This window comes from Paenibacillus sp. A3 (assembly GCF_001399685.1).
Classification (GTDB): Bacteria; Bacillota; Bacilli; order Paenibacillales; family NBRC-103111; genus Paenibacillus_G.
Map to the genome: position 1 here is coordinate 101,158 of NZ_JTHN01000029.1, position 24,621 is coordinate 125,778.

Here is a 24,621-nt window from a genome sequence, read left to right on the forward strand (position 1 = left end):
CCTCCTATTCAGTTTCTTGTGATCCGAATAAATCCGGCTCCAGTGCTTTGAGTAGCCGGCAGGCATCTTCCGCGGTGCCCCTCCCCTCAAGGACCCGATGGCGCAACTCGTCATCGATCGGCCCCCAATTCAAGAACTTACCTTTCTCGTAAGCGTCCGCCAAGTCGTTATTGAACGCCAGAGCCAGAAGGCAGAAACTCTCCCCGTCGTCTCCGGCCTCCGTGATCTGTTCATCCGTCACCCCCACGGACCGCAGCTTTTGCCGGTTTTCCTTATTGTCAGCCACAAGGATATATGCGTGGTCGCCGCCTTCCTGGTCTATCACTTCGAGGCTGTTCAGAACGTCAATTATTGCTTGTTGGCCGTCAGCCACCTTGTTCCAGTCCCGGACGCGCTGCAGTTCGATTCCCAACACAATCTGTCCTGGAGTCTGACCGTAGTCAGTTATATAAGTGATCGTGAATGCTGCTTCCCGGCCTGTATACACTCCTGTATCCGTTTCCCATTCACGTTTGAATAGGGTGTCTCCTACTTGGTAATTTCGGTCGTTCTTTCGAATCGTGAACTTCTTGATCCCGGTTGCTGCAGGTTCAAAATATTGCGGAAGTGTCTTTACTTCATGAACTCGATTCATGGCTTATCCTCCCATCCAAGTCTGTAACCCTTGAGCGTGTACCCGATCTTGATCCAAAATGGATTTCGTTTCCGTCGCTCCCGGACCGCGACTTCCCAACATTCGATATTTTGGTATCCGGGGAGGCGGCAGGGATATAATCCCCAACCTCCCCCTGGTGTGTAATAACCATGCTGCCTGATTTCTCCCATTGTTGTAACCTGAGACTCTACCGGCTTTCCGAAGATGCTATGCGTGATCAAAGTGACTTTGGTCCCCGCTGGCAACGCTTTGATGTTCTCGGCTGGGGTTAAGGCCTTCAACCTCCATCACCTTCCCCATTGATCGGCAAAATTCTGTTCAGCTCAAGCAAAATATCCCGGTAGACTTCCTTTTTCCCATGTACCCGGGTCCGCTGCTCCATTCGGGTATTTGGATCGTCCAGAATCGTGGTTGCGGACCGCTGCCGTTGATGATAGACCTCGATAAGCTGTTCCAGATCTTCGTACATCTTCCGTGCCAGCATCAGGAGTTCTTGCATGTCCTCGTATGCCACTTCGCACTCTTCTGCGTATGCTTCTTCAAGGAGACTCAATCGGTTTATCACGGCTTTCACCTTCTTTCTTGTCTATCCGATGAATATCTGCAAGCATCATAGCGAAATTCGCAACGTCCGCAGCTTCTCTAATAATAGCTTCCGGGGCATCGCCAACTTCAAGGCTTGCTCGCAATTCGTGGAATTCCTCATGCGTTCGGGAAATAAGATATTCCCATTCGCAGTCCGTCCAGCCGCCCTTGTGATCGTTTTGCTGTAGCACAAGCTCCATCTGTTCCGCGAACCAACGGACCTCCGGCCGCAGCGTAACCGTCTCCGATTCTTTCTTGTCTATCTTTGCTAGGACCGATCGGGCGCGCTGTCCTCCATCAATATGAATGTTTGACGATCCCGTTAGAATGCCACGCCAGTTGGCATCGTCCTCGTACCATTCCAGCGCCTCACGCATGGCTGAATTGGCTTTCTTAGCTGGATTGCCGATATTCTTGATCCAAAATTCATACTCAGTGACAGCCAATTGCAAGGCATCTCTCTCTCTGGTGAGGCGTTCGATCTCGTCCAAATGAGCATTGTGCATTCGGACCAAGAGCCGAGCATTCGGGAAAAGCGATTCGTCAAGCGGAATCCTTGGTTTCGTGAATCCAAATTTCTCGAAAATGGACCAGCATTCGCCCAGCGTTTTGGGCTCTTCCATGCGTTGGCTCATACGTTCCCTCCGCCCTCAAGCTTTTCAAGCGCTAGCAGCACCAGTTCTATGCCCTCCCACGTCGGCGCAAATCCATTTTGTTCCATCACACTTTCAACTCGCTTAAGAAATTTAATATCAATGGTCCAACCGCCTTTTTTATCCTTCTGGCGTGGAAACTTATATTGGCTCATCCCTGTTCCCCTCCTAGGCGGAATAGTCGTTTGTGGCAAGCTATACAATAGGTAAACTTGCTCCTGAGTTTATAGGACAGCCCTTCGTGCATGTCTCCGTTTTCCGCTTCTCCTCCGTCGAATTTGTGACGGTATATTGCGTTGCCGCTCACCGTGTACTTTCGTAGTACCCTTCATCGGAGCCGCAATGCGGGCATTCCTTGAGTTGCTTCACCCCTGTTCCCCTCCTCTCAAGGCTAGGAGAGCTAATAGAGCTAATAGAGCGGCCATGGCAACAGCGTGCGGAGCATTCGGCATCATCGAAAGGTGCGCCATTTCTAACCCATTTCTGATTATTGCGCAATCGACTAATTTGTTACGCCCGAATGTTACAAAGTCGATATGAACATCTAATCCGCGCCGTTGCATCTCCTCGACGACCAGTCCCATGCCTTCCCATGTGGTGGAATATGGCGCAGCTTCCCTCCAGCCTCTTCCATTGTGGTAGCAGAACCCCCGGGGGAATTCCGTAAACGTACGTCCGAATAGAACTTCGTCTATCTGCCGGTCCAGTTCCGGCCCCGGCTGCATGCTTCTGACATCATGCTCCATCACGATTCGGCACCCCCGATCGCGAGGAGAGCGGCCTTACATATGGCTTCGGGGGCAGTTCGTGCGGATATAATGATGGTTCCGATTCTGCATGTGTACCAATCGGTATCATCCTGATCAAACCACTTTTTCAGAATTGGCATATCGAATTTAACGAATATTTCCCATGCTGCGGATATATCAATGGAATACTTCGGTATGCTTTCCCAAGCTTTTTCCTCGGTAGTACTCCAATGCCTGTCATACCACCCACCCAAGAAAGGTCTAGCATCATTTGGGCCAAAGTCTCCAATGATGATGAACATATCCTCACGCCCTTCGAGGCCGCACGGTCTTGCGTTATACAATGTTTTTGCAATCAGCCGGTCCATCTCCGGACCTGGCTTCATATCCCGTATCTGTTGTTCATTCATGGCTTTCGACCTCCTCTACCTTTTGGAGTAGTTCCGGGTTATCGTAGATGTTGCCGATGACTTCGATTGGCTCATACACTGCGTTAACAAGTTGGATCAATGGGACATAATAGCTTTCATATCCGATGTAGTTCACCCAGTATTGACCATTTAGAAAATGTACATAACCAGTGAAAGTCGCCATATTACTTTGCTCGCGCGCCTTCACTACATCTCCCTCGTATATCTCCTGCCCGTTCGGGTATTCTTCCGTTCTCTTGATGTCTCGGAGGCCGGTGTATTGCCGCAATTTGCACCGCTCAAAGGGGCAATCAGCATTTGGGGATTTATTTCTGATGAAGTCAAAAATCTCGGCATCCTCTTTGCATTGAGACACATCGTAGTAGCCAATACTCCGATCGAGCAAATCTATTTGGGCCACCTGGACCATTTTCTTTTCGGCTTCAATCCACGCTTGAAACTTGTATCTCATCCGTTCCATTCCTCCCTACATCATTTCCCATATTGTTTTTTGCCCGAGTGGATGACGGTCCAATCTCGGCCTACTCGGTACGCTCCAGCTTTTCCCCGGAGTTTGGTACAAAGACTTCCACCCCGCCGCCCGCAAGCTGGTGCCCGGCTCATGTACCAGCGTATACGTAATGATTCGACGATATCCAAGGGCCTTTGCCGCCCGCCAAGCAGCGCCGTATAGCATCGAGGCCGCATTAGGCGTGCCGTCCGTGCAGCAGCGTGTGACTTCCAGCGTGCGACCGTTGTCCAGATACCGGGCAACCGGCCTGCCTACTATGATCACGCCGACAACACGATACTCGTCAGCCACAGCGATACTGAATTTATGCCCCTGCGGCGGAACATGATGCCTATGGTACTGCCGGACAAACTCGGACGCCTCGGCAAATGTAATTGGCTGTAGGCTTAGCACCGGTCTATCCCCTCCTTTACAATCCAATAGCTCCCTGCATAAACTCACGCGGTACGAACGGAATCCACTGTTCGCCGTATTCCTTGAGCCATTGCTCGACCGATTTACGTCGATTCCAGTCAGCTCGGGGAATCCAACTCGTGTTGTCGCCCTGTACTGCCGCCTCATATGGTGCGAACCATTCGTGCCTGATCATGCCAAGCATGTGTACCCGTGCTGTTGGCCTGTGGTCGTAAAAAATTTCATCCAAATATCGGCGCCGTTCGTCATCCCGCATTCGAACCAAACCACCTATGCCGATCATGCGCTCGGTATGAAGAAGATGAAATGCGTCGCCCTGCAAGATAGGGATAGGCTCATATCCGCGCTTTCGCATATCCTTGAGATACCAAGCAGTTGCTTCCGAATCTCCAATCTCGTCATACTGGAAATACTGGTCCTTGGAACGTGCATATCTGTCCAAATAGTCACGGTACCCCTGATAGCTGATTGCGTCTTCCGAGAACGTCCCCGGGTCCCAAAGCACCGTCCTGTTCGGCATATGCTGAGCAAGCCACGTCGGATATTTTCGAAGAAGGGTAGCCGAAAGTAGCCAATATGGTATGGAAGAAGCCGCCGCAGCCAGATGCTTGCGGTTTACACCTGCGACATAAATGATCCGTTTCACCCGGTATCATCCTTTCCGTTTCTTTAATGCCTGCCTATAATTTGCGGCCCATTGCCTACCGTCCCGGGTGTAATCTACCTTGTTATGGCAGGTCCCCGTGTTTGTGGACGGACCGCAGAGCATCGCTATGTCTTGAGCCGTCGTTTCGTCGCAATTCCGCCTACGGATCAAATGAGCTGCTTCTAAGCCCCATCTGCGCCCCGTTTGATCAACGCTCCCCGCAGCCCACCCGCACCATTCGCAACGTCCCTGTGCGCGGTGTGCGGCCTCGTCGTACACTTCCTTGGTGATGCGCCCGCGCTCTTTCGCTGTCTTCTTGGAGCGCCCATACTGCGGTTTGGGGGCCGGATTCCACTCGTTCGCGAGGTTACGCCCCATGGATCGCGCCTCCTCAATGAATCAACGCCGGTTGTTGCTTTTCTTCCGGCGACACCCATACCGGGTCCCAACTTAAAGTGAAGAATTCCCCGGCCTCTGCCTGAGCAGCCGCCATCAAAATCACGTTCCCCATCTGTTCGGCAGCCTTGCAAGGAACTGCATTTCCAATGTACTCCCGAGCTTTGGCATCACTGCATCCCTCAAGCTGAAACGGCCGGCCGTCTGGAAGATGGGTCGAAAAACTCTGTAGCATGGCGAGCTCGTATGTGGTCAATGGCCGGTGCCATGTTCCGTCCTGAGCTATGATCATCCAAACGCCCGCCTCATTGTCCGCGGGAACGGGTCGGGGATCGGCCACGGCGGCAGGTCCGGCGTGAACGTCCAGGCTACCGGTAACGGTCTTGGCAGGCTGCTCCCAATCTTGCACACCCATGGTATCGGCCCTTGGCGCTCCGGTGATACGCGGGTCCCCGATAATCTTGCCGCTGCCAGCAGAAACGCTTCCGGTCGTGATAGTGGGGGATGCAGCCTCCCATTCGCTCACCCTATACGTTCCGTTGTGGTATTGCTGATTCAAACGCGGGTCTGCGACGAGTTGTCCGCCGCTTTGGACGTCCGTGACACCTGTCACCGTGGCAGCAGGTTCGTCGGCCGCCTGTACCCTGAATTTGTCCGTATAGCGTCCGGGGCGATCAGCAATGCGTGGATCGCTGATGCTACCTGCCGCCTGCATGATGCGATTTGCCGAACGGACAGTTTTTGCCGATTCATTCCAACCCTGCACTCCATAGCTGTCCGGATGTAGTTTTGTATTGACGCGCGGATCAGCAACCGCAATCGCTCCACTACCCAATCGGGTACCAGTGACACAAGGCGCAACCTCGTCCGCGCTTACGATACGATAGGCTGCCGGATGGCGGCTTGTGCGCTCCTGCAGCTTGGGATCGGAAACGCACGCTGCACCTTGACTGGGTCCCGTTGCACCTGTGACACAGACTGCGGGGCTGTCAGCCGGCTGTACCCGTAGCAGATTCGTCTTGCCGTCGCTGCCGATCTGCAAACGGGGGTCCGACACCGCTGTTACCCCATTACTCCGTCCGGGGCCGGCCGTGCTGGTTACCGCCCTGCTGCTTTCGTTCCAATCAGCCACCTCGTACGCCCCGCGCCGAGGTTCATGGATTACGCGCAAGTTTTCGTAGTCAACCTTGTTCAGATCTCGCCAATCGCCGCCAGCGGGGATAAGCGCGAGCCGCATCCACGTTTTCCACTGGAGCTTCGGCAGTCGATGCAGCGGGCCGCCCGCCACCGTATCGCCAGGAGTTGGCAGTGGACCGATTATGTCACCGATCGTTCGCAATGGTTTTTTCTCAGGGTAGTAAACAAAATTGGGTATCTGCGCCTCGTGACGTGCAAGAATAAGGAAGCGAACACGATTCTGCCCAAGCCCGCCGATCTCCCCGAGATTATGATCCGCACGTATACTTACTGCATAACCGTATTTCTTTAGAAGCTTCTTGATTTGCTTCAGCAGCGGCTTTCCCCGCGTGTTGATTCTTGGCACGTTTTCGAGTTGGATAATAGCCGGAACGGACCCGCCGTACTCCTCACACGCTTGGAGTGCTAGTTCAAGACCGCTGACGGTCAGAAAATTCAGGGCTTGGTATTTGTCTGACTCCGCTTTTTCATTTGGGAGCAACCCACTCAGCCCCTTGCAGGGTGGCGAGGTGAATAAGAAGAACGGAACTTGATATCTAAACGCCACCCAGATCTCCCATGGAGTTACTTCCCCCCAGTCTTCCGGCGGTTCATGACCATGCCACGCTACGTATTGCCAGCGCCGGAACAAGTCCATCACGACCGCCGTCTTCTCTCCAGTGATCAGATCATGATTCTTGCATGCGACCGGATCACTATCAATGGAACAAAGGAGTTTAAAACGATAAACCTTCCCGCCGTATTCGACTTGTGAACGAATTAGTCCGGCCGACTCGCCACCGATACCCCCAAATAAAACGGCTGCTGTTTTATATAGGACGTTTTGATACATCCGTTTCATCTCCCCTGGGCCATTCAAGTATCAGAACTCCGGCGCCTGTCAGCAATTTTTTGGTTATGAAGCATGTTGTGATGTCGGAAAAAATTAACTACATGGGGAGTCGTTTCGTCGGAGCCAGGCATTAAGATTTGCAGTTTTGCATGGATGAGGCTAATGAACGTCTGGAAGATCTCGAATAATTCGGCAGTCGCTTGTTCAACGTCCAAATCACTAGATTCGACTACCCGCTCGAAAGACTCAATCGTAGCGTAAAGTGCAATTCTTTGTTCGGTAGGAAGATAATCTCCCTCAATAGTAGGAATGATTAGATGTAAATTAGCCGGCTGCATATTCGAAGCCCAGTATAGTTCATCGCGTTCTGCTTGAAGCGCGTCGCGCTCTTGAGACAAGCGTTCAATGTCCTCGTGAAGATGTGCGAGCTCCTGGCGTGCTTTCCCGAGAGCTATAGTTTCTGGCACCAAATGATCTTTCTTTGTCGCTTCCTTTCGGGGTACGCTTTCGTTAGCCTTGCCTTTTTTGGTTGTTTGTTCTGGTACCGATGTTTTACCTGGGGTTGGTGTTGCAGGATTTTTTGGATCAGAAACTTTATATTGCGCTAATTCTTCTTCACTTAATTTGTAAACCTTTACCTTTCCTGAACCTCTCGAAGCTGCTTCTCGTTGTTTATCAACTTTCGGCACCACGGTTCTCGTCATCGTTATTCGCTCCTTTGCACTCATTTCGTGATTTTCGGCACTCGCTCATGTATCCTCGTAACACCCAAACGATCTCAACCATCCATAAGCCTGCCAATATATCGAGTAGAATCTGCATGTTCAGATCCCTTTTGAGATTCTTCTCTGCTCGTTGGTGTATTTGTGAACGACAACCATCTCCTTAGGGGTGTCTCGTTCAACAAGCCAGTTTTCCAAGATTAGGCCGGCCTCTTTGATTGCAATTTTCTGGCGGCGTGTCGGCCGCGTCCCCTGTTTCATGGTCCTACCTCCCTAATCCATGCAAAAATATCCTTTATTAATCCGCTCAACATCCGAATCCGTAGCCGGCTGAATGAGGAACGGACGATCACCGATCCAAACCACCAACTGCTCATGATCCGCAAGCGCTAGTAAATGATGCTCGATCTCCGCTGGTAACATAAATCCTCCTATATGGAGGAGCAGCTTACGCTGCCCCACTCTGATCCGACATTCTTTCTTTTACGAGTTTCTTATACTTGGTCCAAGCAGCGTTTAAAGCTGTGGAAGGGATTTTTAAACTTCGTGCGATATCCACCCAGGACTCACCGGACTTCTTGCGTTTTAAAATACCGGGGAAATCGTACTTGGTATCTTCAAAGACCGGATTATTATTTAAAATGTATTCTTCGAGAGTAGAGTCGTCGATTTCGCCATTCATGCCTTCTTCTGACTTGTCATCCTCGAATGTAATTTCTTCATTTTTGGCCCACCCAGGAATAACGGTTTCGTCCTTATTGCTATTACCTGATGTAGATTCGACCTCTTTTGGTGTGATTGTTTCCCCAATCTCCTTAGCATCCTTGTCCGGCGTGGTTTCATTGCTGGAAACCTTCCCTTTCCGCCATTCATCCCATTTTTGCGCGAGAGGTGCGATACGCTTGCGATATTCATCTACCTTTTCCACGAACAAACCGCTAGACATTCCTGCTTCCGTGGCCATTTTAAGGTAAGTATCGCCCTCGGAGAGACGTTTGGTGATCGAATAAAAATCGTATGGTAACTCTTCAAATGATGGTGCCAATCCAGAAAGGATAAAATCATCGATGACATAACGCTCAACCTCTGTTGGCTTATCTTTGATTTCTACCTTTTCAGGTCTTAACCCCAATGCTTGGTCTGCCGTCAACTGCTCGCCTTCGGGCTTCACTTCGCTGACAACGCCCTTTTCATCAACTCTGTAGTTAACGATCGGTTTTTCAGTTTTGGCGTTTATTTGAACGTTGTAAGTCACAACTTGAGAATCAAGCGATGCATCTACTTTGCAGTCAATCATGCGATGCAAGCTTTCAAGTTTTCCTCGCAGGTCACTTCCCGAAACGATCAAAACAATTTCCACATCGCCGCCCGGTTTAAGATTTGCCTTTTTGACTGTACCGTTGAAATTTACATAACTCATGTTTTTCACGACCCTTTCATTGTTAGTTGTATGATTTTTACATGGATGCGCGGACGGAAACTGTACCGTTTGCTTACGAATGCATCAGCCACCTGGCTATCGTCATGCCACATCAAACCTTTCAGAGCGTCTTTGACGCCTTTCAGATAGTTGTCGGCATCCGGCTTTGTTGTGGGGATGATCAGGCCATTCTCCGCCTCTTCTGCCTTCTTTTTGCTGAAACTTTTCGGTATTGGCCGATACGCAGTCACGGCAATTCCCAGAGCTCCCGATAGTGGAGTGCTCGGGGCATACTCTCTGGCTGCCAATCGGACGTAATCTTTGTAATCCCGAGACTTCTGCGGATCATACGCTCGGGTGAATCCGCCGGCATTACTAAATCGAGGCCGTCCCTGAGCGACAGGCTCACCGTAAACCGTAAATTGGATCATAACAATACCTCTCAAATCGATTTTTTGTTGAAGCAGCTCGCCGGCATCACACGATACATTCTTATGCGCCCTGCCTTCTTGATCTTGTTTTCTCTCTGCGATGATCGTATTCGCGTATCGGCAATTGCACAGTCAGAACAAACTCTATAATCCCCTCTACCAACTCTTCAGGATCAACAGATTTTGCGAATTTCTTGCGAACCTGAGCAATAGTCGGGACTTGACCCGAAAACATAAATGATTGCTTGAGCCATTCATATACGTGCCAACGATTCTTTTTCATCTGCGCCCCTATGCCCACCGGCGTCTTTCGGGATTTTGACGTTTTTTCTCAGGTTGTTTTGGCTGCTGCGATTCATGATGTGATCTGTCCAGATCGACAAACTTGTTATAGTTCTTAAGGAAGGCCAACTCCACCGTCCCGACTGGGCCGTTCCGCTGCTTGGCAATAATAATCTCAATGATGTTCTTCTTCTCGGATTCCTTGTCGTAATAGTCGTCCCGGTACAGGAACGCCACGATATCGGCGTCCTGCTCGATCGAACCGGATTCCCGAAGGTCAGACATCATCGGTCGCTTGTCCTGCCGCTGCTCTACGCCCCGGCTGAGTTGTGAAAGTGCAATGACCGGTACATCTAATTCCCGAGCAATTTGTTTGAGGGTCCGGGAAATCTTCGCAATCTCCTGCTGCCGGTTTTCTGTGCGACCAACACCCGCAATTAGTTGGAGGTAGTCGATTAAAATCAGACCCAGACTCCCTGTTTCCTTTTTGAGTTGCCGGCAACGTGCACGGATCTCGTTGACGTTGAGTGAGGGGGAATCATCGATAAAAATGTTGGCTTCTGAAAGCTTACCGATAGCCATTGTTACGTTTTCCCAATCCGACGACTCAAGCCTTCCGGTCCGCATCCGACTCGCATCAACATTCCCCTTAGCGGAAATCATACGTTTAGCGAGTGATTCAATACCCATTTCGAGGCTGAACACAGCGATCGATTCGCCCGTCGACTCGCCCGCACTTGAGGCGATATTGAGAGCAAAGGCGGTTTTCCCCACGGATGGACGCGCGCCAACGACTATATAATCGCCCCGGTGAAGCCCGGATGTCATCTTGTCCAAATCGGGGTATCCCGTCGGGATGCCGGTTACATTTCCACCATTTGGATTCAAATAACTATGTTCAATTTGTTCAAAAACATTGATGAGCGCTTGTTTTAACGGCTTTAGACCGCCTTTGTTACTAGCCGATCTAGCTGCGATTTCCCCAGCCAAGTCCTGCGCCTGTTGTGTCATCTCCTCCGCAGTCAGTTCACCGTCTGAGGAAATGCGAACCATTTCAGCCCTGGTCTTCCGCTCTAAAGAGTCACTCAGCACCATCTGGGCGTAATACTCCACGTTTGCCGCTGTCGGTACTGTATTAGCAAGGCTCGATAGGTAACTGATGCCGACATATTCTAGCTGTTTTCTGCGCTCTAGGTGTTTCCCAAGGGTCATTAAATCAATGGGCTGACCTTCTGAGTCGTATAATTCGAGCATTGACTCGTATATAACCCGGTTTCTCGGAATGTTGAAGTCTTCGGGTATTAGGATCGCGGACACCGAAACAATGGCATCAGGTTCGAGAATGATTGCACCTAACACAGCAATTTCAGGCTCAAGTTCTCGCGGTATCCCGTTCATGTCGCTTCCTGTCAGCATATTTTTTCAATGCCTCCCATCGCTCGGCTGCCGGCAGCCTCATGATCCGCCTAACCTCTTCCGGCGGCGGAGATGCGGTCTGCTCCATCTCAGAGACTTTCTCAAGATACTCTTGGCCTGCCTGCCGCATGCTGGTGTAATATCGTTCCTGTTCAGACACCTCAGGCTCCAACGGCTGGACAAGTTCAGCAATCGTAGGAGCAAAACGATTCCCAGACTGAACATGGCGGTGAAGATTTTTTTCGGCTCTTTCAAACGGAACGTCTTTCAAATCACCAAGTAGGTCATCCAATAAGCCCCGTAGTTGCTCAGCATTCTCCGGCACCTGATAGGAAGGATACCGACGTTTTATTTTAATCAGGAGTTCAGCAATTTCCGCCCTGTCCACGCTCTTTCTCCTCCCGGATAAACTGATCGAGTACATCAAATTGTTTTTCTTGCTTAGACCTAGTGTTTTTTCCTGTCTTGTTTTTCTCGGCATCGCTTGAAGCGTGATAATTCTCAAGGAAATCTTTTAGTTCATCCCAGCAGTTTAAGATAACGGTTTTACAGTAAGAGAATAAACGGATTTGATCAGATAGACGCTTCCTTGTTGCCTTTTTGCGGGCAAATGCAAGGTCGATAAAAAAGTATACGAGGTCTAGCGGAATATCCTCGTTCGCAACTTCGCATAAGTGTTTCCAATCGGCAGCCACGGGATTCAAAACTTCTTTACGCGACATGTAATACTGCTCGATTTGAAGAGCTTTCTGCTCAGTTGTCGGTCTATCAAGGTCTATTTGGCCTGTGGAGACGGCACCCACAGCGGACGTCAGCACCCCGGACCTTGAACTCAACTCTTTTTGATCGTCTTCAAGCAAGCCATTAATCCATCTATCAATCAAAATCTTTATAATATCTTTATTAGAGTGGACATTTTTGTCCCGGTGACTGGACATTTCTGTCCACTCTGTTCGATCTGACTGGACATTTTTGTCCAGTCTTTCGGGTGGAGAGTGGACATTTTTGTCCAGTCTTCCGTTGAATTTTTTTGAATTCCTGACAGTAAAAATCATTCCGTAAGGAGCCCGGGTGATCTTGATATATTCCTCAGATTCCAGAGTATCGATCCAGCGCTGCACTGTCCGTTCAGCCACGCCAAATTGAGCAGCTAATTCTTCGCGCTTAATTGGCTTGTTGCCAAGGACAATGCCCCAGGTAACGCCATCCTTCTCAATGTCCTTGGTCGTGGAACTGACACACCACAAAAAGAGCCATATTGCGCTGCCTATTCGCTTATAGTGCTCTGGCTCCAGCAAACCGGAGTACATCGGGAATGGATAGCTTTCTGGCATGCACTCATCCCCTAAATTGATATAATACCTCTGGAGACTTCAGCCGCATTCTGTCACCGTCCCCTGTCATCCCGTAGCCAGATGATTCGTTGACGATAACTAACCTTGACCGGGGTCCAATTCGGCATCCCCAATGAGAAGTGATATTTTACCTCTCTATTGAACGCCGCTCGATCATTTTCGTATAACGACCAAATACGCTCTGACACTCCGGAAATAGCAAGTGGAATACCATAATCGTCATAGAATCGATCAGGCGACATGGACCTCTATTCCTCCATCCGTATTTTCAAACCGAACCACTTGATCAAAGGCAGATAACGCATCTTCAATATGTGTGATGACAAGTACCCTACGGAACCGTCCGGCTACCGCTTTGATACTTTCCAGTACAAGCGCGCGGTGCTCAGCATCTTGGCTACCCAGACCCTCATCGATCGTTAGCCATTCGACTTTGCTCCCGGCACGCTGAGCAAGTAGTTCGGCCAGTGCAAAACGGATCGCATAGTCAATACGAAGTTGCTCACCTCCACTGAACGTCTCATACGGTCGCTCCGCAGTCCAGTCCCCGATCAAGATGTCGAGCGTTTCGGCGACACCATCGCGGGACTTGAGCTCGCGCTGTGTCTCGAAGCGAACGTAATGCTTACCCTTGCTCATTTGGCCGAGGATCTCGTTGGCGATGCGTTCGAGTTGCGGGACAGCGTTCTCGATTATCAAAGCAGGGATACCGTCTCGGCCGAATGCCTTGATCAACGTCTGGTACCGCGTCCAACGCAACGCTTTTGGTTCTATCTCGGCCGCCAACCGTTCACGCTCCTGGCGATCGGCGTCAAGTGCGGCCAGCACCGCCTTGATGCCGCCAATCTGCTCGGCCAAAACGGCGAGTTGCCGACGCGACTCCTGCAATGCATATTGCGATAGTTTTAGCTCGCGTTGTAGCGAATCGTATTCCAGCGTTTCCAAAACCAGACCTGTTCTTTCCTTATCCAGTTCATCCCGCCGGATTTGCTTCGTAATGATCTCCTGTCCGATGGCTGCTATTCGCTCTTCGGCGTTCTGTTTGGCTTCCCAGGCCGCGCCGATCTCGTCCATCAGTTTGGCCCAACGCTGCAAGTCGGATGCCTGCGACATCAGGTCTGGCAGCGGAGCCAGTGCGGCTTCGAGGTCATTCAGTTGCTGTTGCAAGTCATTCCGTCGAACCTCCCCGGACGTCTTCCGCACCTGCTGATCAAGATGCTGTTGTTCCAGTTGCTGATACAACTCATCCTTGCCGGAAAGCTGAGCGTAGGCGTTCGCCGCCTGACGCAATTCTTCCACCCTGCCCTTGCAGGCGCGGTGTGCCTCTGGATCATATCCAATCACTTGCTGCTCAACTTGCTTCTCGGCAATGACTGCTGCAAGCCGATGAAACTCCGATCTGTCGAGTTCAGCCAACCGCCGCCGCAATTCCGGCAGTTCTGCAACTGCTGTGGCCGCCGCCTGCTGGAACTTGCACGTCGGTAGGCAGCCGCTGTCATGAATGTGCGCCTCCTGCTGCATGAGCTCGGAGATCTTGTCGCTAATGCGCTGCTCCTCAAGCCGCAGCCGTGCCTCCTCCCGGTCTCGCTGTGTATCGATCGTCCTCAGTTCGGCTGCCAGCAAGTTCCACTGGTCCGCCTTATTTTCGAAGGACAGTAACCGTCCAGACTCCTGCTCATATTCGGAGGCCCGCTGCCGAAGTGTCTCCCGCCCAGCAAGTTGCTGGTGCAGTATCAAGATGTGATTAGATGTTTTGAGCATGTCTTCATCCAGCCGAAACAGATCTGCTTCCGTCTCGGCCAGATCACGCCGCAGACGTTCAACCTCAGGTTGCCGGGCTTCCAGTTTCGCCAGCCGCTGTTTGATCTGTTCCAGTTCGGCGGTTTTAGTCTTGATAGTTGCTTCATTCGCAAGAATCTTCTCCGCTCGTTCAAGACGACCTGATTGCTCCGACCGCTCCCTTTCCAGTGAAGCGATCTCGTCATCCAGTGTTCCAAGGTCACGGTTAATCAGTCCGATGCGTTCGGACTTGACCTTTAGGTCATTGATTCGAGCCTCAAGCGTTTTAATGGACGCCTCGTCCTTCGCGATCATCTCCAGCGTTACGCAGTGTTGGTCCTCGGCCATCCGCAAATCATCTTCCTTCACAGGGAGGGCGATCAGGCGTTCGTTCAGCGTCAGCATTCTGTCCTTCGCCTTCTCGATCTCAATGTTGAGAGAAGCGGCCCGCTGCCGGGCGCGCTCCTGCAACTCCTCGTAAACGTTAAGGCCAAGGATTTGCGAAAGGATCTCCTTCCGCTTGCCAGCCGTCGCGCCGGTGAAAGCGTTAGCCTGGCCTTGCAAAATCATAGAGCTGGCCGTAAACGTTTCGTCATCCAGATTGAGCAGATTACGAATGACCGACTCGGTGTCGACGATCTTCTCGGCCGACCGACTCTCCCACTGGCTGCCAACGCGCTGTTGCAGTTCTAGCGTCGATTTACCCTTGCCTTTCGTCGACCGCGTCCGGATCGCTCGATACGCGCTGCCTTGATGTTCAAACTCAAATGTGACGGACATTTCAGTCGTGCCGCGTCGGACAAGATCGTCTAGGCTTACGCCGTCTACTACATCGCCAAACAGGGCGAAGCGAGGCGCTAATGTAAAGGCAGACGACTTGCCGGCGCCGTTACGTCCTGCGATCGCCGCCAATGTGACCGCCGACAGATCAATGTCGGCATGTTCGATCGCACGGAAGTTAGAGATGATTAATCGCAATGGGATCATTGAGTGACCTCCACTGGAGCAAAGTCAAAAACCTCGACTTCTCTGCCGTCCGGGGTAAAAACTATCCGGCCTTTGCCCAGCGTCCCAAGTAATCCGAAAGCCGCCCAATCGCAACCCACCTCTTTAGCTCCATGACGACCGATGCATTCTTGATAGACCATGCTTATCGCATCCTCTGGCTTGATTCCGGCTTCCACAAATTCACTTGCTGATTGGTCGTTGCCGCAACGAGAGCACCGAAACTTCCATTCGGAAGTTTTTTCGCCGAATCGATCCTGCGCTTCCTTTTTCCACTCTGCCAGCGTTTGTTTAATCATTTGCCCGCCCCCTTATTCATATCCCTGTAATCCAGTAGTTCCGTCGTCATCGCTTGCAGCACGCCGATCTCGGCGGACCCGCAACCCTGATTCGTACCCCATGCCGCCAACGCTGTTAGTGGATTCAACCCTTCTGTCACTTCTGCATCTCGGATTCGTTCCGATCGCTCGACCTCCGCCCGGATCTCCGCAACGAAGAACGCGCCGGCGTCGTATAGCGCTTTTTCAAGCGCGCGCCGATCAAAACGCTTCTGCAACTCCTCACTGCAGGTGTACCGAACCCGGATAATCGCGTTCCGGACGTCGGCGAAGGAGTCCAACTGACCGTCAAGCCATGCGGCCACGTCCATGTCGCACCAGTCGATGGTTTTAAAGCAGCGGGCTGGTGTTCCGATAAATGTTGAGCCTGCAACCAGCGTCGGGGCTGGAGAAATTTCATGAATCCAGAAGCCTGGCGTCGTCCGCTCGTCGCCAAAATTGTGCCGCTCAGGAGCGCCAGAATAGAATACGTTCCTGCCGGCGCGCTGCGGGCGGTGAATATGCCCAAGGCATACCAAGTCGAACATCCGCGCAGCCTCGTCCGTCAGAATCGGCTCATTTTGCATCAGCGCATCTTCAAAGCCGGTTTCAGCCAGATCATAGGTTAGATGGGACATGAGGATGGCAGAGGCTCCGCCGACTTGAGTTCGAAGATTTCGGCAAGTGGCCGTAATTTCGTCCGTCATCTTTGCGTGGAATTCGTGTGGTGGAAGCCCGGCAAAGTCATCCCGGAGGGCGAACGACGACCGGTTCATGCCGGGGAGACAAGTTATGCCTACCGAGTCGACTACAGGCAAAGACACGACCCCGGGCTCCGTGAATATCTGAACCCGTGGAATCTGCATCTCCCGAATGAGATGATAGGCGCTGATCGCGTCGTGCGACGGTGTGCCGCTGATCACGATGATCTCGATGCCAGCATTGGATAATCGACGGAGCCAGGAGACGAATGCCTGTATCTCCACCGTTGCCCGGTCGATGTACACGCGGGCATCCTTGAAGGCATCACCAGCGAATAGGACCAGTTCGCAGCCTTCATCGATGATCCGGCTAGCCACCCAATCCATAACGCGGGTAATGTCGTCAAACCGGGATGCCGGCGTTGGTCCCGGATAACCGAAGCCCCAATGACTATCCGCAACATGCGCTATTTTCATCACAAGTCCTCCGGAAGGTCATCATAATCAAAACTACCTTCGTCCTGTTGCCCGTACTGTTCGAGATACTCCACCACAGCGCGCCATTCCGCCGCTTGAACGTCGGAAACAACCTTTTGGATATTACGTCCCAGCGCCTCAGAAGCCCGATCGCCAAGCCAATTCCAATCCATGTTGCCTCCATTCATTTGTTTTGCCAACTCGAAGGCGCGGTTTTTATCGCTGCTGTTTGCCTGACTACCGCCGGAGCGTACGGTTCCGTTTCCTTGAGCTGAGCGACTGCTGCTTTTTTGCCTATTTTGCCTTGGCGGTGGTGTGACCAAACGCCCTTCTGGATCTGCATCTGGATCTTCCCCGTGCAGATATGCGTTCAACTCTTCCTGCGTCTGAGCAAAGATGCCGCTGGAGCGAGTTGCAGACAAGACGGCATCAACAAGCGCGCGTTTCTTGGCCATTTTGAGAACCGTGTTCCAAATAGAGTGCATGTCATCATTCTCCATGCGGTACTTTATCCACGAGCTACCGTTTTTACCGAAATCTTTACTGACCAAATCAGTAGGATCAATCCCTCTTGGTAGATCACGTTCCGAGACCCAACGCCAGCGATATCGGTTTTCATACGTGTTCGCATGGCCGACACCCTCAGCGATAATGGAACCGGTATTGCGATGGATCAATCGGATCGTAATGTCAACAGCATAATAGCCAGACTCATGGCTCTTATCCTCGACCTTGCCCGCAATCGTTGGGGCGAGATTATAAAACTCGCAGAGTCCTTCGGCGCCTGCCTTGTAAAGTGTCGGCTTATCGGTTCCCGGTATAATGCCGTAATCGACACCCTCTTGCATGACCTCTCGGAAAAATTCTTTGGTCAGGTTCAGCTTTTGCTTCATTGCGTCCAACTTCTTTCTAAGATCGGCCGCGCTGCCGAACTCCAGATCAACAATTGCTCCTCCCCCGGTGTTTCCACCGGAGGGCGAGGGCAGTATTTGCATTTCAGTCAAATCACGCAACTCCTTTCAGCAGCTCGGCCACTGAGCGAAGTGCTCTAAATTCGTCTCGATAACGTTCCAACCGAGCAACCGCGTTTTTTAAATTTAGCTCAGCCTCGATCAGATGCTTCCTTTCGTCTTCGGTATATTCGCGCATTTGAGCAGCTCTAATCTCGGCATTCTTACCGTCGATAATATTGCCAAGCAATAATGAGTCTTCTTTTTGTTGCAAAATCCCCTTAGCCTCGATCAAATTTGCGTGTGCCTGTAAAACGTTATCCTCCTCTGCCGCAATTTTGGCGGGCAAAGCCAGCAATTTGCTAATAATTGATTGTCTATCCATAACGTCCTCCTTGTCGCCTCCACTAAGCCATGTTAGAATGAAGGCAAGTTGTTTTTGTTCAGTGACCCTTGGCAGAGGGTCATTTTTCGTCTTCACAATCTTCACATTTACGGGGATAGCCCGGCTGGTCGCCATCCACATAGGCACCACAAACTTCGCACAACAGGCCTTCGAGAATCTTTTCGGCAATGTCTCCCATGGCACTTCTCCTCTCCTTCTTTTTGATGCTTGACCGCATCTCCGAAGGTCCGCCGCAGCGGGCCCTCGCCAGATAAGGTCAAACCCGAGTAACCAGTTCAGATTTGCATTCGCCGCAAATCGGTTTTTCATGGATTGTGTCTGTGATATCTGTCGAACCGCACAGAACGCAACCCGGAGCATACTTTCGCAAAATGATCTCTTCATCGCTAACAAAGATTTCTAAAGCGTCTTTCTCGCCAATGCCTAAAGTACGGCGCAATTCTATTGGAATAACTACACGCCCCAACTCATCAACCTTTCTTACGATGCCCGTTGCTTTTTTCATTTTCATTTCCTCCAATATTAGTTTTTTGAATGGCCAGCGGGCTCTATGGCCGCTGCTACCTCTTTGATCCCCTCAAAAATAGGAATCGCCGTTCGTATAGCAGAAACGATTTTTTTTGCCATATCCATGACCAGGCTCAACCGGGTGTTTTGCAGGACAAATTGGTCCATAAATCCGCCTTCGTTCACAATACCAGTAATATGGTAATCCCCTACCGGAGGTAATTCTTTACCTAAACCTGCACCTGGCCTTACCGGACCGCTATCAACGCGGATATTCCCAATCGAAGAGTGCATGCCAAGACAAGCATCTATCCCAATGACGACACTTTCTGGCGGTATTTCATTGATTCGCTCCCTTATGTTTTCTGCATGAGCAGGGTTCTCGAGCGTTCCTATCACCTTGTAACCAGCTTCTTCGAGAAAGGTCCCTACAATAGGACCAAACGAGTCCCCGGTAGAACGGTCCGTCCCGACACAGAAGAATACAAATTTGTTCGCCGGCACATGCACGGGAATCGTCTGAGCAATGGCACCGATCAGTTGATCAGTCGTCTGCATCCTCTCCCGCCCCCTTGCTCCGAGTTCCCCAAGCTGGTATGATTGGGGTAAGTACATTTCCAAACTGTTTCTCCGAAGAGTCGCCCTGGCCGGCGGCTCTTTTGGCGTGCGCTTCGTCGATCTCGCGGTCTATTTCCTCTATGAGAGCCACAAGACCCCAGCCCCATTCCGGGTCGTCCGGATTCTTCCGACGCCCTGATCGGTACATTGCGACCAATTGTTCGCGTCGCTGCCGAGCCGCTTTGAAATCGTAGTTCCTGCGAGATACGCTTCCCATGTACCCGCCCTCCATTTCGCGATGAATTGTTCAAACGTAATACCGTAGCGATCTAAAACTTTAAAATAAACGAAATAATTCCCGAGTCTTTCAAGCAATTCATCCGACTCTGCTGCAATGCCTATCTCGATCAGTTGCTTAGTCAGGCTGACGTATGCTGCATTCGATCCTCTTTCCAGTGTGGTTCACCCCCTTTCCAAGAACTATTTTTAACGCCTTCACCATCCTGCTCATATCCGGTTGGTATTCGGCGTTGTAACCAATGCCAATCGGTGATTTGGCGTTTGTTGGTAGTTTAGAGCGCATCTATAATAACCGCCCTTCTTAGGTGTTCTTAAAGAATATTGATATTTAAATTATCATATAGATAACCAAAATATCATTATAGATAAAAAAAATATACTTCCCCTATCAAGTGATATTGACAATATCACTTTAATTACCTTATAATTACTATTGTCAGCAGCAATTACAAGCTCAAAATATTGATCCTTTGTCACTTTACAACATCGGGGAATAGCTCCTCCGGTGTTTTATTGTAAAACTTGCTCATTTTTAGCATAAGTGGTGCGCTAGGATTAGTATCACCAGCCTCTAGTTTTCTTAAGTGAATAACAGAAATACCAAGCTTTGGAGCAGCTTCCGGTCTTGTTAATTTTTGATCTTCTCGGCACTTTCTGAGGAGTTCTCTTTTCATGCTTATCACCTCCTGTTGAATTAGATTATAAATGATAGTGACAATATCGTCAAGATAATTTTGATATCACTTTAAGGAGTGTTTTTTGTGCAAACTGGCGACAGAATTAAAGAGCTACGTAAAAGGAAAAATCTCACTCAAAGTGAAATGGCTGAGAAGCTTGGTATGGGCCGCGCAAATTATGCTCATATGGAAAATAACAGAATCACAATTTCGAGCGAATACCTACAATCAATCGCAAATATCCTTGGGACTTCCACTGATTTTCTTTTAGGGGAATCGAGCAAAACATCCAGGGATATTAAAGACCTTAAAAAGTTCCTAGAACAGGCAGAAATAATGTTTGACGGTATACCAATGACTCAAGAAGATATAGCAAAAATCCAAGGTTTTATGGAGGCTATATTTTGGGAGGCCAGGCAGAATAATAATAACAAGAATTAATCCGAGGTCTGATCGTGTATGCGAGTAGTAAATTGCGATCTCTCTTAGGGTTTTTTTTATACAAAAACCGAACATATATTCCCATAATAAGGGGTTGAATTGAAATGGTTGTAAGATCTGATAATTCAATGTTCACAGAAGAAGGGATACTATCGGTGACTGAAGTCGATGTTTATGTAAGGGTTTCGTCAGAAGACCAACAAGAGCGAGAAACAATTGAAAATCAAATTGAATTTGCTACAAAATATTGCGATCTTCATAAATTGACCATTCGTGAATGGTATAAAGATGATGGTATCACTGGTACTATCCCCTTGCAAGACAGACCGGATGGAAAGCGTCTTATTGAAAATGCGCAGGCAGGAAAAGTAAAACTCCTTTTGATTTTTAATATGAAACGGCTTGGAAGAAAAGCAAGGGTAACACTTGATGCAGTGTACCAGCTGGAGCAGTATGGAGTAATGATTCGAAGCATGACTGAACCTTTTGATACCGGCACTCCTGTTGGAAGATTCATCATAACAGTCTTGGCGGGACAGGCCGAACTAGATCGGGATACTACCCTTGAAATAATGTGGCATGGCGCGAACCGAGCTGCTCGCAAGGGAAAGTGGCTTGGGGGGATAGTTCCCTATGGCTATCGTGTAAATTCCGAGGGATACCTTGAGGTTAGTGAAGAGTTAATTCCAGGAAGAGAAGACATGACTGAAGCATCCGTTATTCGACTTATATATTTTCTCATTTCTGAACAAAAATATTCAACAATAAAAATTGCCGACTATTTAAACGCTTTGTCCATCCCTCCTGCATACGTAAAAGATGGTCGTAAAGTGAAACGAGGAAAACGAAAAGAAAAAACAGCCGGCGTCTGGACCCCGGGAAGGGTCAGAAATATTATTATCAGCACGACATATAAAGGCCTGCATATCTACGGTAAGCGAACCAAAAAGAAGCGAGAACTTATTGAACGTAAAGTCCCTGCAATTGTAACTGAAGAGATATGGAACACCTCTCAACAATTCCTTCGAGATAACCAATTGGAAGCCTTAAAAAATGCAAAGAGACAATATCTTCTTCGCGGGTTAATTAAGTGTGGAGCTTGCGGGCTAACTTATCATGGAACAGCGTATAAAAACAAATCCTATTATGTATGCGGCGGCAAGACAGCCTACAAAGGGCCGCTGCAGGGGAAATGCACTGCAAAGAACATTCCGGCAGAATGGATTGAGAACTTGGCGTGGAGCGAATGTTTGAGTTTCATTAACAATCCGGGAGAGGCCCTACATGAGTTAGCCAAGGGAGTGGAAAACAAAAAATCAATGAAAGACGCTTACCAGTCGGAAAAACAGAAAGTCGTCAAATCGTTAAATGATAAGGATAGCGAGAAACAAGACATACTGGGTCTATTTCGAAAAAGAATTATAAGTGCCGTTGATGTAGAGTCTCAGCTTCAGCAAATCGCCAATGAAAAAAGTATGTTGGAGATAAGATTAACCGAGCTGGACCAGTTAATAAAATCAGAGAATAATATTTCCAGGACATTTGATACAGCGGAGACACTGTTACTTGATTTGAGGGAAAAAATTCGAAATGGTGAGCCTTCTTTTGAAATAAAAAGAGAAATAGTACGAGTATTGGTAAAAGAAATCATCGTGCACACCTTATTAAGTGAAGAAGGTAACAGAAAAACAGCAAGAGTAAATGCCCGCTACACATTCAATAAATCCAAGGTTGTTAATCGCACGGTTGTCCGTGCGGGTATTGGGGGGCGGCGAGCGATCAGCAAAGCTGCGTATGCAGTCCGCTTAAAATATCGCATTATCGCGCGAAAATTTCCGGGCCGCTCTTGGACCGGATCGATCTGCACGTCGAAGTGCCGAGAATCGAGTATAAGGACCTACGCGGGCCGCAGCAGCCTTTGTCGTCTGCCGAAATGCGCGCCGCCGTGGAGCGGGCGCATGAAATCCAAAAGCGCCGTTACGCTGAGTCAGGCATCATGTTTAATAGCGAGCTTAACGGCAAAAAGCTGAGGGAGCATGTGATACTGGACCCTCCCTCCGCGCAGCTGCTGGAGCGGTCTTTTGCGGCGCTCGGTTTGAGCGTGCGCGCGCATGACCGGATTCTGAAAATCGCGCGTACGATCGCCGATCTGGAGGGGCAGTCCGAGATCCGGGCAGATCATGTGGCCGAGGCGCTGCAGTACCGGGTGCTCGATAAAAAAATAAATCCGCATACGCTTTTCGGTTAAAAAGCGTTGCGGATATGCTCGAGCTCCCGGACGGCGCCTGTCGGGTCCGTTTGGATCGAGATCACGTCGAAACGGACCTGCTTGTCCTGGAGCCGCTGCATATGCATGTATACTTGAGCGGTCTCCATCACCTGCCGCTGCTTGCGCGTATTGACCGACTCCTGCGGTGTACCGAAGGTCCCGCCTATGCTGCGGGTCCGTACCTCGATAAAAACCAAGATCTCGCGATCCTCGGCAATCAAGTCGATTTCGCCGGTCCGGCAGCGCCAGTTTCGGGCCCGAAGCTTCAATCCTTGCCCCTGCAAATGATCGGCCGCCGCCGCTTCGCCAAGGGCTCCGAGCTCCTTGCGGCTGAGCCGGGTCTCCTTCATCGGACATCGCTCCTCCATTCTTTGGCCCGTTGATCCGAACGATAAATATAACTAAGCACCTCGGCGACCAGTTTATAAAGCTCCGGCGGTATCTCTTGATCCAAGTCAAGCTTGGACAATACTTCGACCAGGGAGGCGTCTTCCTGAATCGGAACGCCGCTTTCCTTGGCTTTCTCCATAATTTGCTCGGCGACTCTGCCCTTCCCTTTAGCGATAACCTTCGGGGCATCCGACATTTCGGGGGCGTACTTTAGGGCCACCGCTTTTTTTAACCCGACTGGTTTCTCCTTCATATCCGAATGTCCATTCCCTTATACGGTTTTTGCGAGTATGCGTTCGACAGCCGGCCAGCCCCGGGATGGTTAAGGGTCTCGGCAAAAGCCGCAACGGCTTCATTGCCCTCCTGAACGGCTTTCGTCGGATACGGACTGTATTTCATCGATATAAATTGATAGCCGATGGACGCAAGTCCGGACGCAATCTCTTCTTTGTGCGCTTCCAGCAGCTCCTGCGTAAAGGGCGAATCGTTATGAACATGCAGGCTGACAATGCCGTTTACGACCTGCACGTCAACCATGGTATCTCCAAGCATTTTCATGTGCAGATCGAACACAAGCCGACAGTTGCTGGCGTCCAGGCTGCCGTTTTTGCCTTTGCGCGATTGAATATGAACCGCGGCCGTCTGTTCGCCGCCTGCATGCATGATCGGCACAAACAGCGTGAGATGAGAAAGCATCGCATTCCGGTCGGCGCTTAACATGAGCTGCTGTCCGGTAATTTGCTGCACCGCTTGCTGAGCGGCGTCCTTCAAGCCTTGCGGAGCATCGGAAGCCTGTGACAGCTGCATCAGCATACTTTTGAGCGTGTCCGCCGATTTGGCAAAGTCGGCTTGCGCACCGGCTGATGCGTGAGACAAACCCGACTGCGGAGCATCAGGCATACTCCGCTCCAGCAGCTTCATCGCCTGATGCTCATGTTCGATGCCAAGCGTCTTCATAAGGCGCCCGATCAAGTTGCCGCCTTCTTGCGGCGTTTGTACCGGCTGCTCCGCTGTTTGCGCTCCCGCGCCTGCGCCCGCTCCCGGCTGCGCCGCTGCTTGCGCTCCCGCGCCTGCGCCCGCTCCCGGCTGCGCCGCTGCTTGCGCTCCCGCGCCTGCGCCCGCTCCCGGCTGCGCCGCTGCCTGCGCTCC

Annotated in this window: 32 protein-coding genes and 2 pseudogenes; 3 read left to right on the plus strand and 31 right to left on the minus strand. The window is 50.5% G+C overall.

Going from position 1 to position 24,621, the window contains the following annotated elements; genetic code table 11:
- Window positions 1-4 precede the first annotated feature (4 nt).
- From QJ48_RS38475 to QJ48_RS04380, 28 genes are all read right to left on the minus strand, one after another.
- Window positions 5-634: an ASCH/PUA domain-containing protein gene (locus QJ48_RS38475; RefSeq protein WP_237762805.1), complete on the minus strand. Its 630-nt coding sequence runs from the start codon at window positions 632-634 to the stop codon at window positions 5-7.
- Window positions 635-932: 298 nt separating this feature from the next.
- Window positions 933-1,220 (minus strand): hypothetical protein, encoded by a 288-nt coding sequence (locus QJ48_RS04260; protein ID WP_157261502.1) that lies wholly within the window; start codon window positions 1,218-1,220, stop codon window positions 933-935.
- Window positions 1,195-1,875 carry a hypothetical protein gene (locus tag QJ48_RS38480; RefSeq protein WP_237762806.1) on the minus strand — a complete coding sequence of 227 codons (681 nt, stop codon included), beginning with the start codon at window positions 1,873-1,875 and terminating at the stop codon, window positions 1,195-1,197. The genes QJ48_RS04260 and QJ48_RS38480 overlap by 26 nt, the downstream gene beginning before the upstream one ends.
- Window positions 1,872-2,048: a hypothetical protein gene (locus tag QJ48_RS36620; RefSeq protein WP_157261503.1), complete on the minus strand. Its 177-nt coding sequence runs from the start codon at window positions 2,046-2,048 to the stop codon at window positions 1,872-1,874. The genes QJ48_RS38480 and QJ48_RS36620 overlap by 4 nt, the downstream gene beginning before the upstream one ends.
- Window positions 2,049-2,258: 210 nt before the next feature.
- The gene (locus tag QJ48_RS04270) at window positions 2,259-2,642 is read right to left on the minus strand and encodes a hypothetical protein (protein WP_157261504.1); all 384 of its coding nucleotides are present in this window, start codon (window positions 2,640-2,642) and stop codon (window positions 2,259-2,261) included.
- Window positions 2,639-3,052, minus strand: a complete 414-nt coding sequence (locus QJ48_RS04275) for a BC1872 family protein (protein WP_054972407.1) — start codon at window positions 3,050-3,052, stop codon at window positions 2,639-2,641. Before QJ48_RS04275 ends, QJ48_RS04270 begins: the two co-directional genes overlap by 4 nt.
- Complete coding sequence (locus QJ48_RS04280) at window positions 3,045-3,524, minus strand: YopX family protein (protein ID WP_054972408.1); 480 nt, start codon at window positions 3,522-3,524, stop codon at window positions 3,045-3,047. The genes QJ48_RS04275 and QJ48_RS04280 overlap by 8 nt, the downstream gene beginning before the upstream one ends.
- A gap of 15 nt (window positions 3,525-3,539) precedes the next feature.
- Window positions 3,540-3,977 carry an XF1762 family protein gene (locus QJ48_RS04285; protein WP_054972409.1) on the minus strand — a complete coding sequence of 146 codons (438 nt, stop codon included), beginning with the start codon at window positions 3,975-3,977 and terminating at the stop codon, window positions 3,540-3,542.
- A 16-nt stretch (window positions 3,978-3,993) separates the two neighbouring features.
- Complete coding sequence (locus QJ48_RS04290; protein ID WP_054972410.1) at window positions 3,994-4,644, minus strand: hypothetical protein; 651 nt, start codon at window positions 4,642-4,644, stop codon at window positions 3,994-3,996.
- A gap of 6 nt (window positions 4,645-4,650) precedes the next feature.
- Window positions 4,651-5,022, minus strand: coding sequence for a hypothetical protein (locus QJ48_RS04295; protein WP_054972411.1), 372 nt, complete (start codon window positions 5,020-5,022; stop codon window positions 4,651-4,653).
- 13 nt (window positions 5,023-5,035) lie between these two features.
- Entirely contained in the window at window positions 5,036-7,069 is a 2,034-nt protein-coding gene (locus QJ48_RS04300; RefSeq protein WP_054972412.1) for a DNA cytosine methyltransferase, read from the minus strand.
- A gap of 23 nt (window positions 7,070-7,092) precedes the next feature.
- Complete coding sequence (locus QJ48_RS04305) at window positions 7,093-7,773, minus strand: hypothetical protein (protein ID WP_054972413.1); 681 nt, start codon at window positions 7,771-7,773, stop codon at window positions 7,093-7,095.
- A 120-nt stretch (window positions 7,774-7,893) separates the two neighbouring features.
- Window positions 7,894-8,052 carry a DUF6906 family protein gene (locus QJ48_RS37985; RefSeq protein WP_193394393.1) on the minus strand — a complete coding sequence of 53 codons (159 nt, stop codon included), beginning with the start codon at window positions 8,050-8,052 and terminating at the stop codon, window positions 7,894-7,896.
- Between the two features lie 12 nt (window positions 8,053-8,064).
- Window positions 8,065-8,214: a hypothetical protein gene (locus QJ48_RS37990; protein WP_193394394.1), complete on the minus strand. Its 150-nt coding sequence runs from the start codon at window positions 8,212-8,214 to the stop codon at window positions 8,065-8,067.
- Window positions 8,215-8,239: 25 nt separating this feature from the next.
- Window positions 8,240-9,211: a hypothetical protein gene (locus QJ48_RS37995; protein ID WP_063858012.1), complete on the minus strand. Its 972-nt coding sequence runs from the start codon at window positions 9,209-9,211 to the stop codon at window positions 8,240-8,242.
- A gap of 5 nt (window positions 9,212-9,216) precedes the next feature.
- The gene (locus QJ48_RS04315; RefSeq protein WP_054972414.1) at window positions 9,217-9,642 is read right to left on the minus strand and encodes a RusA family crossover junction endodeoxyribonuclease; all 426 of its coding nucleotides are present in this window, start codon (window positions 9,640-9,642) and stop codon (window positions 9,217-9,219) included.
- Between the two features lie 61 nt (window positions 9,643-9,703).
- Window positions 9,704-9,925 carry a hypothetical protein gene (locus QJ48_RS04320; protein WP_054972415.1) on the minus strand — a complete coding sequence of 74 codons (222 nt, stop codon included), beginning with the start codon at window positions 9,923-9,925 and terminating at the stop codon, window positions 9,704-9,706.
- A gap of 8 nt (window positions 9,926-9,933) precedes the next feature.
- Entirely contained in the window at window positions 9,934-11,340 is a 1,407-nt protein-coding gene (gene dnaB / locus QJ48_RS04325) for a replicative DNA helicase (RefSeq protein ID WP_054972416.1), read from the minus strand.
- Complete coding sequence (locus tag QJ48_RS04330) at window positions 11,297-11,728, minus strand: replicative helicase loader/inhibitor (protein ID WP_054972417.1); 432 nt, start codon at window positions 11,726-11,728, stop codon at window positions 11,297-11,299. Before QJ48_RS04330 ends, dnaB begins: the two co-directional genes overlap by 44 nt.
- The gene (locus tag QJ48_RS38000) at window positions 11,706-12,674 is read right to left on the minus strand and encodes a hypothetical protein (RefSeq protein ID WP_054972418.1); all 969 of its coding nucleotides are present in this window, start codon (window positions 12,672-12,674) and stop codon (window positions 11,706-11,708) included. Before QJ48_RS38000 ends, QJ48_RS04330 begins: the two co-directional genes overlap by 23 nt.
- Window positions 12,675-12,926: 252 nt before the next feature.
- A complete protein-coding gene (locus tag QJ48_RS04340) occupies window positions 12,927-15,461 on the minus strand; it encodes an AAA family ATPase (protein WP_054972419.1) in 2,535 nt (844 codons plus the stop codon).
- Window positions 15,458-15,778, minus strand: coding sequence for a VVA0879 family protein (locus QJ48_RS04345; RefSeq protein ID WP_054972420.1), 321 nt, complete (start codon window positions 15,776-15,778; stop codon window positions 15,458-15,460). The genes QJ48_RS04340 and QJ48_RS04345 overlap by 4 nt, the downstream gene beginning before the upstream one ends.
- Window positions 15,775-16,974 carry a metallophosphoesterase gene (locus tag QJ48_RS04350; RefSeq protein WP_054972421.1) on the minus strand — a complete coding sequence of 400 codons (1,200 nt, stop codon included), beginning with the start codon at window positions 16,972-16,974 and terminating at the stop codon, window positions 15,775-15,777. Before QJ48_RS04350 ends, QJ48_RS04345 begins: the two co-directional genes overlap by 4 nt.
- A complete protein-coding gene (locus QJ48_RS04355; protein WP_054972422.1) occupies window positions 16,974-17,978 on the minus strand; it encodes a hypothetical protein in 1,005 nt (334 codons plus the stop codon). Before QJ48_RS04355 ends, QJ48_RS04350 begins: the two co-directional genes overlap by 1 nt.
- A 1-nt stretch (window position 17,979) precedes the next feature.
- Window positions 17,980-18,309, minus strand: a complete 330-nt coding sequence (locus tag QJ48_RS35580) for a hypothetical protein (RefSeq protein ID WP_082420333.1) — start codon at window positions 18,307-18,309, stop codon at window positions 17,980-17,982.
- Between the two features lie 277 nt (window positions 18,310-18,586).
- A complete protein-coding gene (locus QJ48_RS04365; protein ID WP_054972424.1) occupies window positions 18,587-18,835 on the minus strand; it encodes an AbrB/MazE/SpoVT family DNA-binding domain-containing protein in 249 nt (82 codons plus the stop codon).
- A 17-nt stretch (window positions 18,836-18,852) separates the two neighbouring features.
- Window positions 18,853-19,395 carry a spore protease YyaC gene (yyaC, locus tag QJ48_RS04370; RefSeq protein ID WP_054972425.1) on the minus strand — a complete coding sequence of 181 codons (543 nt, stop codon included), beginning with the start codon at window positions 19,393-19,395 and terminating at the stop codon, window positions 18,853-18,855.
- 773 nt (window positions 19,396-20,168) lie between these two features.
- Window positions 20,169-20,369 (minus strand): helix-turn-helix transcriptional regulator, encoded by a 201-nt coding sequence (locus tag QJ48_RS04380; RefSeq protein ID WP_054972427.1) that lies wholly within the window; start codon window positions 20,367-20,369, stop codon window positions 20,169-20,171.
- A gap of 87 nt (window positions 20,370-20,456) precedes the next feature.
- Here QJ48_RS04380 and QJ48_RS04385 point away from each other — a divergent pair, with 87 nt between their 5' ends.
- The 3 genes and pseudogenes from QJ48_RS04385 to QJ48_RS38490 all read left to right on the plus strand — a co-directional run bounded on the left by QJ48_RS04385 (window position 20,457) and on the right by QJ48_RS38490 (window position 23,061).
- Window positions 20,457-20,813: a helix-turn-helix domain-containing protein gene (locus tag QJ48_RS04385; protein WP_054972428.1), complete on the plus strand. Its 357-nt coding sequence runs from the start codon at window positions 20,457-20,459 to the stop codon at window positions 20,811-20,813.
- Between the two features lie 128 nt (window positions 20,814-20,941).
- Window positions 20,942-22,051 (plus strand): annotated as a pseudogene (locus tag QJ48_RS04390) (recombinase family protein); the annotation flags it as partial.
- Between the two features lie 635 nt (window positions 22,052-22,686).
- Window positions 22,687-23,061: a hypothetical protein gene (locus QJ48_RS38490; RefSeq protein ID WP_337589614.1), complete on the plus strand. Its 375-nt coding sequence runs from the start codon at window positions 22,687-22,689 to the stop codon at window positions 23,059-23,061.
- On the opposite strand, the gene QJ48_RS04400 is transcribed toward QJ48_RS38490, so the two are convergent.
- The 3 genes and pseudogenes from QJ48_RS04400 to QJ48_RS37325 form a co-directional block, all read right to left on the minus strand.
- On the minus strand, window positions 23,058-23,432 hold the full coding sequence (locus QJ48_RS04400) for a YraN family protein (RefSeq protein ID WP_157261505.1): 375 nt from the start codon (window positions 23,430-23,432) through the stop codon (window positions 23,058-23,060). The genes QJ48_RS38490 and QJ48_RS04400 overlap by 4 nt on opposite strands.
- Window positions 23,429-23,725 (minus strand): EscU/YscU/HrcU family type III secretion system export apparatus switch protein, encoded by a 297-nt coding sequence (locus tag QJ48_RS04405; protein WP_054972431.1) that lies wholly within the window; start codon window positions 23,723-23,725, stop codon window positions 23,429-23,431. Before QJ48_RS04405 ends, QJ48_RS04400 begins: the two co-directional genes overlap by 4 nt.
- Window positions 23,722-24,621, minus strand: a pseudogene (locus QJ48_RS37325) (hypothetical protein); the annotation flags it as partial. The gene QJ48_RS04405 and the pseudogene QJ48_RS37325, both read right to left, overlap by 4 nt.